The following is an 11,648-nucleotide window of genomic DNA, read 5'->3' on the forward strand; positions in this document are numbered from 1 at the left end:
CCCGAGCACATTGTGTTCGGGGTTTTTGCTTATGCTGGCTATAAATCCTCCTAAAGGGTAGGACAGCGCCACTATTTCTGACACAATGCCTGAGCGTTTTACTTCAATAAAAGAGCAACGGAGTATTGTTGTGAGAAGGTTACTAAAGACGTTTGTCGTCTTTTTGTTGCTGTCGCCCATGGCAGCTATGGCCGCAGAGCCTTATAAAGAAGGTGTGCAGTATTTCAGGCTGGACACTCCAGTACCAACCAAATCTGGCAACAATATCGAGGTTGCCGAAGCCTTCTGGTATGGCTGACCACATTGCAATGCATTGCGACCCCTGGTTCAGGGGTGGAAAAAAACTCTTCCTTCCGATGTTTCCTTCCGTGAAGTTCCTGCTCTGTTTAGAGAGGAGTGGAGAATTCATGGTCAACTGTTCTTCACTCTTAAGGCTTTAGGCTTAGGCGATGATGTTGACGATGCTGTTTACCACTCCATTCATGTTGATGGTAACCGGCTGAATACCCGTGAAGATCAAGTGAACTTCGTTAAGCGGTTTGGCGTTTCTGAGGCTGACTTTGATAAGGCCCATAACTCCTTTGGTGTGCGTAATCAGCTGCGTCAAGCGGATGCGTTTATCCGGGGAGCAGATATTCCTGGTGTGCCAACACTGGTTATCAATGGCAAGTATCGCCTTTCTGCTGGCAGTGCCGGTGGTCAGGATGAATTACTGAAAGTGGCCGAGTTCCTGATTAAGAAAGAGCGCGACCAGAAGAAAAACCCTTAACTTCTTATTTCTCTGACGATGCTGCAACAGCGAACTCAGAATTAAAAATCCGTGGAGGTTTCGGCCTGCACGGATTTTTTATTTTGAAGGTGGTCTTTGACACACCTTGATGATGGGTTGAGGCTACCATTTCTGGCACAATACTTTGGCATCCTATTCCAATAAAAATATCTGGGGTATCACTGTGATCAAACAAATAATAATCCTTTTTGCTGTACTGCTTCTATGGCCGCTGACTGTTCTGTCTGCAGAGCCTTATCAGGAGGGTGTTCAATATCATCGTTTGGATACACCTGTCCCAACGCAATCGAGCAATAAAATCGAAGTGGCAGAAGCCTTCTGGTATGGCTGCCCCCATTGCTACAGGCTGGAGCCAACCATTGAGGCGTGGAAGAGGACTCTTCCTGATTATGCGTCTTTCAGAAAGGTTCCTGCGCAGTTCCGCCCGGTATGGAAAAGTCATGGGCAGCTTTATTTCACCATTGATGCGCTGAAGCTTAATCCCTCTGTACACGAAGACGTGTTTAATGCAATTCATAAACAAGGGCGCAAGTTGGCAACACAGGAAGAGATGGCGAAGTTTGTCAGCCGTTATGGTGTAAAGGAAGCGGCTTTCAATAAGGCCTATAAGTCCTTTGGCGTGCGTAATCAATTGCGTCAGGCTGATGCTGTTGTGCGAGGCTCTCGCATTAACGGTGTACCTGCTTTGGTTGTCAATGGTAAGTACCGTATATCGGCACAATCTGCCGGTGGCAATGCTGAAATGTTGAAAGTGGCGGAGTATCTGATAGAAAAAGAGCGGGCACAGAAATAATCTGATCCCGCTCGGGGTGAAAATTATGGAGAGCCCTGTGGGGATTCGCAATTAAATCTCGACAAGGTTCTCGACAACAGCTTTCACATCCTTCGGGATGGTACGCATACGTGGCCAGTTCAGAGCTGGTTTACCTTCTTTGTCTTCTTCCATATGAGGCATTTTGGCGCCGCCGGTTTTGCGATCTACCAGGCGCAGATTGAAGTCTGTCTGCTCGGCTTCAGCATTATCTTGATCTACTTCAAGATAGATGGCCCAGCTCTTGTCTTCAGATTCCCAGTGAGGCTCTTCCAAAACTTTCAGGGTGTGCAGGCTGTCACCCATTTCCTGTAGCAGAGCGTCTTTTTCAGAGCTTTCCTGCTGGGCCTTCTTAAGGCGAGTTTTCAGGAGGGTGATTTCATTGTTCTTGTTGCGGTTCTCATCCTGCAAACGCTTGATCTGAGTTTTCATACGCTTGGGATTGTCTGCTTGCAGGGTTTTGTTTTCAGCTTTCAGCTGTTTGATCTCTTCTTGTAACTTTTCAATAGAGGAACTTTGAGAGGTGGAGGACATATTACTGCTGTATCCTTCGGAAAAACCCTGAAGCTTACCAGCAGGCAGCAAAAATCTCTGCTCTGGATTGCCACTATATGTAATGAAAAGGGTAGGGAGGTGCAGAGGGAAGGCGGCACTGCCTTCCCTGAAAGAGTGTCGTTTATTCGGTTTCCAACAGTTTGCCGCTGCTGATATTGATCTTGCGAGGCTTCATGGCTTCTGGGATTTCTCTTTCAAGATCGATATGAAGTAAGCCATTTTCCATGGCCGCGCCAGTTACGCGGACATAATCAGCCAGTTGGAAACGGCGTTCAAAGTTACGCTCGGCAATACCCTGATAGAGATACTTTCGTTCTGTTTTTCCTTCGGCTTTTTTGCCTTTTACGGTCAGAACATTCTGGCGGCTTTCGATGTCCAGTTCGCTCTCATCAAAACCTGCAGCAGCCATGGTGATGCGGTAGCTGTTCTCTTCGATAAGTTCGATATTGTATGGGGGGTAGCCGTTCTGGTTGCCTGTGTGGTTGATGTTCTCAAGCATGTTAGCAATGCGATCAAAACCAATAGCGGAACGGTATAGGGGAGACAGGTCGAAATCGATAGTACGCATGGTCATATCCTCAAATGAGCAATATGTGAATCAAAGTGGCCTTCCTCGGCTTTCTCATGAAAGTCTTTAGACAGGCCTTTTAAGGAGAGACCCTCCATTGAGCAATCTCTCTTAACCACAGATATAGGGACGTAAACTTCGATTCCAACCCCAAGGGGGGAAAAAATAAAAATTATTTTTCTTCGAGGCAGTAATCCACCATTACATCGTCGTCAAAAATATAACGGCCGGTGAAGCTTTTGCCTTCCAATACCAAGGGAAGCCAGAGTTCGTCGTCTGCCCACATCTCTTTATAGGGAAGGTTGTTGGTAGGGTACCAAACAGGAATAGCCTCGTCAGTTTCTGTGGGCGTTCCTTCAAACTGATCAGTGCTGTAAATATGCACATGAATAGAGTATCCGTTGGTGAATTGGAACAGGTTCTCGCCATGGTAGGTCAGATTTTCAGGGGTGACATGCAGCTCCTCCTGCACCTCACGAATTGCACATTGCTCCGGAGTTTCACCGGGTTCCAGTTTGCCCCCGGGTCCGTTGATTTTACCTGCTCCTAAACCTCGCTTCTTTTTAATCAATAGAACCTGATCGTCCTTGAATACGAAAACAAGTGTGGCGGGATCTTTGGGCCGCCAGTTGGTCCAGTCAATATCAGACAGCTTTTGAGGTTGGGGCATGTGGATATCTATAACAGTTAACGAAGGTGTAGAAAGGTTGACTCTGTAGAGTACAAATGTCCAGAAACTGAATGAGGTGTGAGGGTGTTTGGTAAAAATTGATATTAGTCAGGGTTTTAATGGTTTCCGTAGGAGATACTTAATCGAACATAAACAAACACATTATCTGTTTGTTTGTGTTTTTCAGTTCGATAGGGGATCTAATAATGACAGAAAGCAAAAAAGAGCTACTTGAACTGTTACTGAAAGCCTGGGAAAAAGAGCCAGAGTTAGATTTGATGCGTGTTGTGGAGCACGTTGCGGCATCGGCAGGTCACTTGGGAAGCGTCAGTAACTTAAGCGACGATGTTCTTTTCTATCAACTGGATAAAAATATGAGTGGGTGCCAACCTCGGCTTGGTGGCGTTCACACAGAGTATGTTCCTGATTTTCGTTCCGCTTTAATGGAGGCGAGAGGGTGCAAGGCTTAAGCCTTGCACTTCTAAGAAGACGGGATTACTTCCTTTTTTTCTTTTTGTGTTCTTTCTTGCCATAGAGTGAGGGCTCCCCTTCTGGCCGTGTTTTGAAGCGCCGATGTTGCCAGAGATACTGATCTGGATGCTGTCGGATCAGACTCTCGGTGAGAGAACAGATGCGGGAGGTGTCAGCAAAACTGTCCTCGGTAGGAAAGTTATCCAGAGGTTTTGAAAACTCAACCATATAGCGATTATCTTCACGGAGGAAGTAAGAGCCTGTCACCACCTTGGCATCAGCCAGACGTGCGAAGTCTGAGGTGCTGGGAATGGTCGCGGCATCGATCCCGAAAAAGGGGATAAAGTGGCTGCGCTTGCGCCCCATATCCTGGTCAGGAAGGATGATACCAACCTCTCCTTTCTTGATAAAATACAGAAGGTCTTTTACCTGTTTACGTGGAATATAGCGGGATTTGTGCTTGTAGCGATTACGGCACACGCTGCTCACATATTCATAAACAGGATTATCATGTACTCGGTAGAGAATGTTGAAGGAGAGGTGCTCGCTGGCAATGCGGCAGGCCATTTCCACGCAGGTCATGTGCAGTGCGCTGACCAGCACACCGTGGCCGTTTTTCTGGATATTCAGCACATGGGATAAGCCAATAAACTCACCGATGCGCTCAATGCGTTTACGGGAGGAAAACCAGGCAACACCAGGCTCGAGCAGGGCGATACCGATGGACTCAAAATTTTTGAGCAGTAACTCTTCTCGCTCTTCCGCAGGTTTCTCTGGGAAGCAAAGCTCAAGGTTTTTACGGGTAACTTTCACCCGGCTGCCGCCCATTCTCATAAACAGGCGTCCGATGCGTCGGCCGATAGCCAGCACCCAGGGAAAGGGAAGTCGTCCCACAACAAATAGAAAAACAATCAGCAACCACAAACCCCAGTGTCTGGGGTGCAGATAAGACAGCTTGAAACGATACTTAGCGGTGTACTCCCTTTCATCAAAGGGAATCTCGTGATCAATCTCCGGATTCAATGCACTTCTCGAACGCAACCAACAGATCACCGCATTATACCGGAAGTACCGGATAGTATGCCGGTCACTTTGCGTAGGTTTGTTGATTTTCTGTTACATGGAAAGGTAGATAAGACGTGTAGTGCAAGCGTATTATCGCTTCTCAACCATTATTGGCTTCACTGAGGAGGATATTTCGAGTGAGTGAATTTGATTACGACCTGTTTGTGATTGGTGCAGGGTCCGGCGGTGTGCGCGCCAGTCGCATGGCTGCCACTTCTGGCGCCAAAGTGGCTGTGGCTGAAGGTCGTTTCCTTGGGGGAACCTGTGTCAATATCGGCTGTGTACCCAAGAAACTGTTCGTTTACGGTGCCCACTATTCAGAAGATTTTGAAGATGCCCGCGGTTATGGCTGGACAGTGGAGGGCGCAAAGTTTGACTGGCCAACCCTGCGAGACAACAAGACCAAAGAAATTGAGCGCCTGAACGGTATCTACGAGAACATTCTGAAGAATGCGGGTGTTGAGCTGATTCACGGTTACGCCAGGGTAGTGGATGCCAATACGGTTGAAGTGGCAGGTCAGACATACACCGCTGAACGCATTCTGGTTGTACCCGGTGCCAAACCATTCGTACCTGACTTCCCCGGTAAAGAGCACGTGATTGTTTCCGACCATGCATTCTATCTGGAAACCTTCCCTAAGAAGATTGTGGTTGTGGGCGGTGGCTATATTGCTGTTGAATTCGCAGGCATCTTCCATGGGTTGGGTGCTGAAACCGTACAGTCTTATCGTGGTGATCTGTTCCTTCGCGGATTTGACAAGGATGTGAGGGAAACCCTTCGTGATGAAATGCTGGGCAAGGGTATTGATCTACGTTTCAACAGCAATGTGAAGAAAATTGATAAAGAAGCTGACGGTAGTCTGACCATCACTTGGGCGGACGATACCACCGAAAGCTGTGATGCGGTTTTGTACGCCACTGGTCGTGTGCCGAACACCGGCAATCTTGGTCTGGAAGAGGTTGGTGTGGAAATGGGTAAGAGAGGTGCTATCAAGGTTAATGATAACTTCCAAAGTTCTGTGCCAAGCATCTATGCACTGGGCGATGTGATTGATCGCCTGCAGCTGACCCCTGTTGCGCTCTCCGAAGGTATGGCTTTGGTGAATCACCTCTATGGCGATAAAGAGCCTGTCGCTATGGATTATGAGCATATTGCTACTGCAGTGTTCAGTCAGCCCAATATTGGTACTGTTGGTTTGACCGAAGAGCAGGCCCGTGAGAAGTATGGCAATGTGGTGATTTTCAAATCCCGCTTCCGCCACATGAAGCATACTCTCAGCGGTCGTCAGGAAAAGACTTTCATGAAGCTGGTTGTGGATGGTGAAACCGATAAGGTTCTGGGTTGCCATATGGTCGGTGCAGACGCCGGTGAAATTCTGCAGGGGCTGGGCGTTGCTCTGAAGGCGGGAGCAACCAAGAAGATCTTTGATTCCACTATTGGTATTCACCCAACAGCAGCAGAAGAGTTTGTGACTATGCGTACACCTGCTTGATTTTGTTTGTGTAAATCGAGGCTGTGTAAGAAAAAAGGGGAAAGCCGGTTGGCTTTCCCCTTTTGGGTTCTGAAGGAATATCGAATTCAGATTGAATCAGAATACGGCTACGGAGTACTTCAGGTAAAGGCGATTGCCTTTTTCCTTTGTCTTCTGAGTTTCTGTGCTACCAGTTTCGCGTTCGTCCAGCTTGTAATTGAAGTGGTACCACGCCAGGGACAAACCGTCTAACTGACCATCAAAAGCGTAGGAGATATAACTTGAGTATTCACGACGATCAAACGTGCTGAATCCCTCAGCATCATGTCCTTTGGCTGTTGTCAGATCAATACTCAGGCCTGGCAGGCCGAGATCCGCAAAGTTATAACCTGCTGTCAGAAGGTAGGCCTTTTCACCTTCAGCAGAGTAGTCAGCCCATTGGGACAGAGATGAGTTAAAGGTTCCGTGGTCACCGGCACCGGTATCTCCTGCCTTCCAGTCACCATCTTTGGTCTTGTTATAGCCTGCACCCACATAGGCACTGCCGAAGTTTACGGTGGCATTCAGGTTGTAATAGCTGGACTTATATTTATCGGCACTGCCATCATCTTTGGCTGTGGCATAGCGAGCGTCCATGTCCACAGAAAGATCTTCACCTAAAGGCAGGGTGTAGGCTGCTTTCAGGAACTTCTTCTTGTAAAGGTCTTTGGCGCGCAGTGCCTCGGCAGTCAGGGCGACATCGGCAACGGTGAAATTTGCACCCAGAATGCGGATGCTGTCTACGTCCAGATCCTTGGTGAAGGAGGAGTCGTTACGGTTACTGCCTTTGGTCAGGTGCGCACCGTAAACAGTGGCGCCCATTAAGCTGGCAGACAGGTCAAGACCATAGGAACTGGCAGGCAGAACGCGAGAACCGGCATTGCCGTAAAGCTCATAGCTACGCTTCTTGACACCATAGGCACCGGCCAGATCAACTGCACCCAATGTGTACTTGGCTTTCAGGTAGGCTTGTTGAACACCTGCAATGTTGTTGGCTTTTTGTTGGGCTTTTTCAGCATCATATGCAGCTGTGCCTTTGGTTTCATACAACTTGTTGCCTTCAATGTTGCTGAACTTGGAGCCTTTCTTGGCACTGATTACATCAGCAGCACCAACAGTTACTACAGCGCCAATAACATCATTAACATAGCCTGTATCAAAGTCAGCAATGAGAGCGTGTACCCATTCATCACGCTTGTTAGCTGAACCAGACCCGTGATCTTCATCCCATTTGTAGTTCTTGTAGGACAGCTTAAAGGAAGGATCTGTAGTTACAACTTCAACAGCTTGAGCAGAAGTAGCTGCCACAGCGGCAGCGATGGCTGCGCCCAGGGCAGATGCTTTCAAGTTTTTCATTGTGTGTGTCTTTTTTTTGTTGTGTGTTTTGTATTTATTGCGACGACAAACTGCAAGTAAATGTTGTGCGCGTCTGAGCATATCAAAAGTTTTTTTATTTGTGCACGTATTAATGCCTATTTTTTTGCTGGGCAGGCAAAAAAATAGGACAGACGTTTTATATGGTGCAGTGTGGTGCAGGAAAGAAGGGCGTTATGTGGTGCGTGCACCAAGTTAAGAAGGTTTACTGTGAGGAGAAGTTGTTTTTGCCAGGGATTTTTGAAGCTCTTTCATTTCTGCTGCAATTTTCTTGCAGCGTACATTCTGTAAAGTCAGCTTTTCTTCCATGTTAATCAGGCTGGCATTCATCTGGCTCAAGCCATAGAGTGCATTTTTGAGCTTCTCATTATAATGATTTTCCTGACCATGCTTTGCCTGTGGGTAAGCGTCCTGTTTGCTCATTGGTTTGAAACCTGTTTTTTTGAGTCAAGTTTCAGCTTAGTTCACTCTTCGAAAATAAAAAGAAACCCGACCATTGCCGGGTTTCTGATCAAGAGGCTGTTTCGCTTTTAGTGAAGAGCAGTAGTGCCTTGAAGAGGTATGGCTTCTACACGACTGTTAAGCTCTGCCAGAAGTTCCTGAATATGTTTCTTCTCGGCATCCACCACTTCGCTGGTACGTTTGGCTCGCCCTTCCCGGTGGCGTTCCATAGCTTCCATAATGCGCAGTTCCTTTTCGCTGAGCACAGGCTTTGGTGGTTCAACGGTTACCGGTGCTTCTACAGCAGGGTTCGCTTCGACAGCTGGTGCAGCTTCTGTTTGAATAGTAGGCTCTGCAGTTGCAACGGGAGCCGATTTGCGTTCAGCTGCAACCGGCGTCACTTCAACTGTACGGGTTTGGGTCTCCAGCTGACTCGCAGCATCGGAATTTCCAGCAAGCACGCCGTCCACTGCCGCGGTGATAGCTGCCAGTTGTGCATTGATTGTGTCATCAATGCTCACTTCCACTTTTACATTGCCAGTGGTGCGAGAGGTACGTTTTGGGTCTGCGGGCTTTGGTTTGACAGCAGCGGCTTTCTCTTTTTCTTCCTGCTCTTTAGCGGCCTGGGCCAGAATAGCTTTGGCTGCAGCCACCGCATCGAAAGATGACCTTCCACTAGCTGCTTTTGGGGCTGCAGGTCTGGCTGTGCTTTGTGGAGCGGATGTCTGCTGTTGAATCACCGGCTGGGCTGGTGTGTCAGCCTTGATAATACGGCCTTTTGCTTCGGACTTTTCTTTGTCTTTGTCTTTGTCTTTGGACTCCACACCTTCCATAGGCAGGTCGTCCGATGCATCGGATGCGAAAGTATCCAGCAGATCAAGCAGTTCTTTTTCAGCTTCCGATTTCTTGCGGCGCACTGGTGCTTTCTTTTTGATGACAACCGTGCTGGTTTTGTGTCCGCGCAGGCTGATAGCGTTCAGACTATCGACAGCATCCTGCTCCAGCTCCGCCAGCTCCTGGCGACTGTCGGCCATGTCATAAATTTCGCGGGTGAAGGCATCACAGCCATGGGTACGAATATCACGGTACAGTGGATAATCGAGATTCTGCTCAGCGGCAGCCACCATTCTTTCCCACTGGGCTTCCAGATCGTTTCGGGTGGAGCCAACATAAATCTGGCTGGTGACAGTGTTAGTGACGGTGAAGATAATCAAGAGGCAACGACCCGTGTGTTACTGAACGCGAGGCGCGCATTATAGCGGCCTTGTCGGTGGTGTGAAGTGGGTTTTTGGTCAGTATTTCACGAATGATTTATAGCACTTGAAAAGCACACTTTCCGGGTTGTGAGTGAAAGTCTTTTGTCGTGTAAGGCTGAAGGCAGCCTGCATTGGGCAGGCTGCCCTGTAAGAAAGGATCAGGCAGTCCGTTTTACAGACATGTGAGCCAGGTCGATCATGGCCTGACGGTGTGGTGTATCATCCAGAATCTGGATCGCTGCAATGGCCTTGTTAGCTTCATCACGGGCGCTTTGTGCGGTGTAGTTCAGCGAGCCGCAGGCTTTCATCGCAGCCATGACTTCACCAAGATGCTCAAGGCCGTTTCCGCGAATGGCTTTACGAATCGCGGTGGTTTGTTCCTGAGTACCATTGGCCATGGCGTGGATAAGCGGCAGTGTGACTTTACCTTCAGCAAGATCATCACCTGCGTTCTTGCCCATGGTGTCGCTGTCGCCGGTGTAGTCCAGCAAGTCATCCACAAGCTGGAAGGCAAGGCCGAGGTGATTGCCATAAGCCTTAAGGGCTTCAATTTTTTCTGAAGAGGCTTCAGCAAGCAGGGCCGCGGTATGGGTGGAGGCTTCAAACAACATGGCTGTTTTGCAGCGAATCACTTCCCGGTACTGCTCTTCGGTGAGGTTCGGATCGCGAACGTTCACAAGTTGCATCACTTCACCTTCGGCAATGACATTGGTAGCAGAGGCCAGCGTGGAAATAACATCCATTTTGTTAATCTGCACCATCATTTCGAAAGCACGAGAAAACAGGAAGTCGCCCACAAGTACACTGGGGGAATTGCCCCACCTGGCATTGGCGGTGGAACGGCCACGGCGCAGATCGGAAGAATCTACAACATCGTCATGAAGAAGAGTGGCTGTGTGCAGGAATTCAATAGTGGCGGCGAGGGTAGAGTGCTTGTCGCCCTTGTAACCGCAGGCGCCGGCACTGAGCAGCACAAGGAGAGGACGCAGACGCTTGCCACCGGCATCAATAATGTAGTGGCCGATCTTTTCTACCAGGCCAACGTCGGAGTGCAGCTGAGCCATGATGCATTCGTTTACGGCCTGAAAATCCTCTTTGACCGTAGCGTAGATACGGCGGACATCGTCGTTCTGGGACATTCGTGGAGATACTTGTGTGAAGAAACTGGTAGACGGTAGTTGATCGTATGAGGTGCCCACAAGGGTGTCAAGGAAATACACCACCCCAAAGCCTGCGATACTGACCGTGTGCAGTAGATGTCCGCGAGAGAGTGAGAATGGCTTGTTTCGTGGAGAGTCCTTCTCTACAATACGCGATCCGTTCTGAAAGTCCTGATAGTCGCCATTTTGTTATGGCCGGTTCACGCCGGATCATGGGGCACTATCTTGGAAACAGTCGGTTAACAGAAAATTCCGCATCTGGCGGATGCCTTTGACAAAAAGGCCAAGGATTTTCGGAGAATTCCATGTACGCAGTTATTAAAACTGGTGGCAAGCAGTACCGCGTGACTGAAGGCGAAACCCTGAAGGTTGAGAAGCTGGACGTTGCCACTGGCGAAGCCATCGAACTGGACCAGGTTCTGCTGGTTGCCAACGGTGAAGACGTTAAGATCGGTGCTCCTGTTGTTGAAGGCGCTAAGGTTAACGCTGAGATCGTTGCTCACGGTCGTGGCAAAAAGGTGACTATCGTTAAGTTCCGTCGCCGTAAGCACCACCGTAAGCAGATGGGCCACCGTCAGTGGTTCACTGAAATCAAGATTACTGGCATCAGCGCCTGATTCGGAGGGTATTGACTCATGGCACACAAAAAAGCAGGCGGTAGTACTCGTAACGGCCGCGACTCGGAAAGTAAACGCCTTGGCGTGAAGCGTTTCGGCGGTCAGGCTGTACTGGCTGGCAACATCCTGGTTCGTCAGCGTGGCACCAAGTTCCACGCTGGTGAGAACGTTGGCATGGGCAAGGATCACACCCTGTTCGCTAAGGCTGACGGCAAGGTTGTTTTCGAAGTTAAGGGTCCAAAGAACCGTAAATACATTCGTGTAGAAGCGGCTTAATGGTCTCTGGCTTCCTGAAAGCCTGAAAAAGCCCCGCTTGCGGGGCTTTTTTGGTTCTGAGTTTTCCCATATCTTCCCTTCAC

At 48.8% G+C, this 11,648-nt stretch carries 15 protein-coding genes; 7 read left to right on the forward strand and 8 right to left on the reverse strand.

Features of this window, described 5'->3' with window-relative positions; translation table 11 throughout:
* Positions 1-130: 130 nt before the first annotated feature.
* From E1189_RS05755 to E1189_RS05765, 3 genes are all read left to right on the forward strand, one after another.
* Entirely contained in the window at positions 131-298 is a 168-nt protein-coding gene (locus E1189_RS05755; RefSeq protein ID WP_155159089.1) for a hypothetical protein, read from the forward strand.
* Positions 299-313: 15 nt separating this feature from the next.
* Entirely contained in the window at positions 314-769 is a 456-nt protein-coding gene (locus E1189_RS05760) for a thiol:disulfide interchange protein DsbA/DsbL (RefSeq protein WP_155159090.1), read from the forward strand.
* A gap of 184 nt (positions 770-953) precedes the next feature.
* Complete coding sequence (locus E1189_RS05765; protein ID WP_329601912.1) at positions 954-1,583, forward strand: thiol:disulfide interchange protein DsbA/DsbL; 630 nt, start codon at positions 954-956, stop codon at positions 1,581-1,583.
* A 51-nt stretch (positions 1,584-1,634) separates the two neighbouring features.
* Here the strand turns inward: E1189_RS05765 and E1189_RS05770 are convergent, their stop codons facing one another.
* The 3 genes from E1189_RS05770 to E1189_RS05780 form a co-directional block, all read right to left on the reverse strand.
* Complete coding sequence (locus tag E1189_RS05770) at positions 1,635-2,135, reverse strand: DUF3450 domain-containing protein (protein ID WP_155159091.1); 501 nt, start codon at positions 2,133-2,135, stop codon at positions 1,635-1,637.
* A gap of 142 nt (positions 2,136-2,277) precedes the next feature.
* On the reverse strand, positions 2,278-2,724 hold the full coding sequence (locus tag E1189_RS05775) for an Hsp20 family protein (RefSeq protein ID WP_155159092.1): 447 nt from the start codon (positions 2,722-2,724) through the stop codon (positions 2,278-2,280).
* 172 nt (positions 2,725-2,896) lie between these two features.
* Complete coding sequence (locus E1189_RS05780; protein WP_155159093.1) at positions 2,897-3,394, reverse strand: 8-oxo-dGTP diphosphatase; 498 nt, start codon at positions 3,392-3,394, stop codon at positions 2,897-2,899.
* 206 nt (positions 3,395-3,600) lie between these two features.
* On the opposite strand from E1189_RS05780, the gene E1189_RS05785 reads away from it, so the two are divergent.
* Complete coding sequence (locus tag E1189_RS05785; RefSeq protein WP_155159094.1) at positions 3,601-3,864, forward strand: DUF1040 family protein; 264 nt, start codon at positions 3,601-3,603, stop codon at positions 3,862-3,864.
* A gap of 25 nt (positions 3,865-3,889) precedes the next feature.
* Here the strand turns inward: E1189_RS05785 and lpxL are convergent, their stop codons facing one another.
* Entirely contained in the window at positions 3,890-4,888 is a 999-nt protein-coding gene (lpxL, locus tag E1189_RS05790) for an LpxL/LpxP family Kdo(2)-lipid IV(A) lauroyl/palmitoleoyl acyltransferase (RefSeq protein ID WP_196221244.1), read from the reverse strand.
* 179 nt (positions 4,889-5,067) lie between these two features.
* Between lpxL and gorA the strand changes: the two genes are divergently transcribed.
* On the forward strand, positions 5,068-6,423 hold the full coding sequence (gorA, locus tag E1189_RS05795) for a glutathione-disulfide reductase (protein ID WP_329601914.1): 1,356 nt from the start codon (positions 5,068-5,070) through the stop codon (positions 6,421-6,423).
* 96 nt (positions 6,424-6,519) lie between these two features.
* On the opposite strand, the gene E1189_RS05800 is transcribed toward gorA, so the two are convergent.
* The 4 genes from E1189_RS05800 to ispB all read right to left on the reverse strand — a co-directional run bounded on the left by E1189_RS05800 (position 6,520) and on the right by ispB (position 10,651).
* A complete protein-coding gene (locus tag E1189_RS05800; protein ID WP_196221245.1) occupies positions 6,520-7,797 on the reverse strand; it encodes an OprD family outer membrane porin in 1,278 nt (425 codons plus the stop codon).
* 213 nt (positions 7,798-8,010) lie between these two features.
* Positions 8,011-8,238 carry a hypothetical protein gene (locus E1189_RS05805; RefSeq protein WP_155159097.1) on the reverse strand — a complete coding sequence of 76 codons (228 nt, stop codon included), beginning with the start codon at positions 8,236-8,238 and terminating at the stop codon, positions 8,011-8,013.
* A 107-nt stretch (positions 8,239-8,345) separates the two neighbouring features.
* Entirely contained in the window at positions 8,346-9,470 is a 1,125-nt protein-coding gene (locus tag E1189_RS05810; protein ID WP_155159098.1) for a GIY-YIG nuclease family protein, read from the reverse strand.
* A gap of 200 nt (positions 9,471-9,670) precedes the next feature.
* Positions 9,671-10,651 (reverse strand): octaprenyl diphosphate synthase, encoded by a 981-nt coding sequence (gene ispB / locus E1189_RS05815; RefSeq protein WP_155159099.1) that lies wholly within the window; start codon positions 10,649-10,651, stop codon positions 9,671-9,673.
* Between the two features lie 326 nt (positions 10,652-10,977).
* Between ispB and rplU the strand changes: the two genes are divergently transcribed.
* Positions 10,978-11,289, forward strand: a complete 312-nt coding sequence (gene rplU / locus E1189_RS05820) for a 50S ribosomal protein L21 (protein WP_155159100.1) — start codon at positions 10,978-10,980, stop codon at positions 11,287-11,289.
* An 18-nt stretch (positions 11,290-11,307) separates the two neighbouring features.
* Positions 11,308-11,565, forward strand: a complete 258-nt coding sequence (gene rpmA, locus E1189_RS05825) for a 50S ribosomal protein L27 (RefSeq protein ID WP_155159101.1) — start codon at positions 11,308-11,310, stop codon at positions 11,563-11,565.
* Positions 11,566-11,648 lie beyond the last annotated feature (83 nt).

Origin of the sequence: Parendozoicomonas verongulae, from assembly GCF_009711465.1 — a bacterium.
Taxonomy (GTDB): domain Bacteria; phylum Pseudomonadota; class Gammaproteobacteria; order Pseudomonadales; family Endozoicomonadaceae; genus Sansalvadorimonas; species Sansalvadorimonas verongulae.

Excerpts from the sequence above, each read along its gene's own strand:
- E1189_RS05770 (WP_155159091.1), bottom strand. The coding sequence starts at position 2,135 with ATGTCCTCCACCTCTCAAAGTTCCTCTATTGAAAAGTTACAAGAAGAG.
- E1189_RS05775 (WP_155159092.1), bottom strand. The coding sequence starts at position 2,724 with ATGCGTACTATCGATTTCGACCTGTCTCCCCTATACCGTTCCGCTATT.
- E1189_RS05780 (WP_155159093.1), bottom strand. The coding sequence starts at position 3,394 with ATGCCCCAACCTCAAAAGCTGTCTGATATTGACTGGACCAACTGGCGG.
- E1189_RS05785 (WP_155159094.1), top strand. The coding sequence starts at position 3,601 with ATGACAGAAAGCAAAAAAGAGCTACTTGAACTGTTACTGAAAGCCTGG.
- E1189_RS05800 (WP_196221245.1), bottom strand. The coding sequence starts at position 7,797 with ATGAAAAACTTGAAAGCATCTGCCCTGGGCGCAGCCATCGCTGCCGCT.
- E1189_RS05805 (WP_155159097.1), bottom strand. The coding sequence starts at position 8,238 with ATGAGCAAACAGGACGCTTACCCACAGGCAAAGCATGGTCAGGAAAAT.
- ispB (WP_155159099.1), bottom strand. The coding sequence starts at position 10,651 with ATGTCCCAGAACGACGATGTCCGCCGTATCTACGCTACGGTCAAAGAG.
- rplU (WP_155159100.1), top strand. The coding sequence starts at position 10,978 with ATGTACGCAGTTATTAAAACTGGTGGCAAGCAGTACCGCGTGACTGAA.
- rpmA (WP_155159101.1), top strand. The coding sequence starts at position 11,308 with ATGGCACACAAAAAAGCAGGCGGTAGTACTCGTAACGGCCGCGACTCG.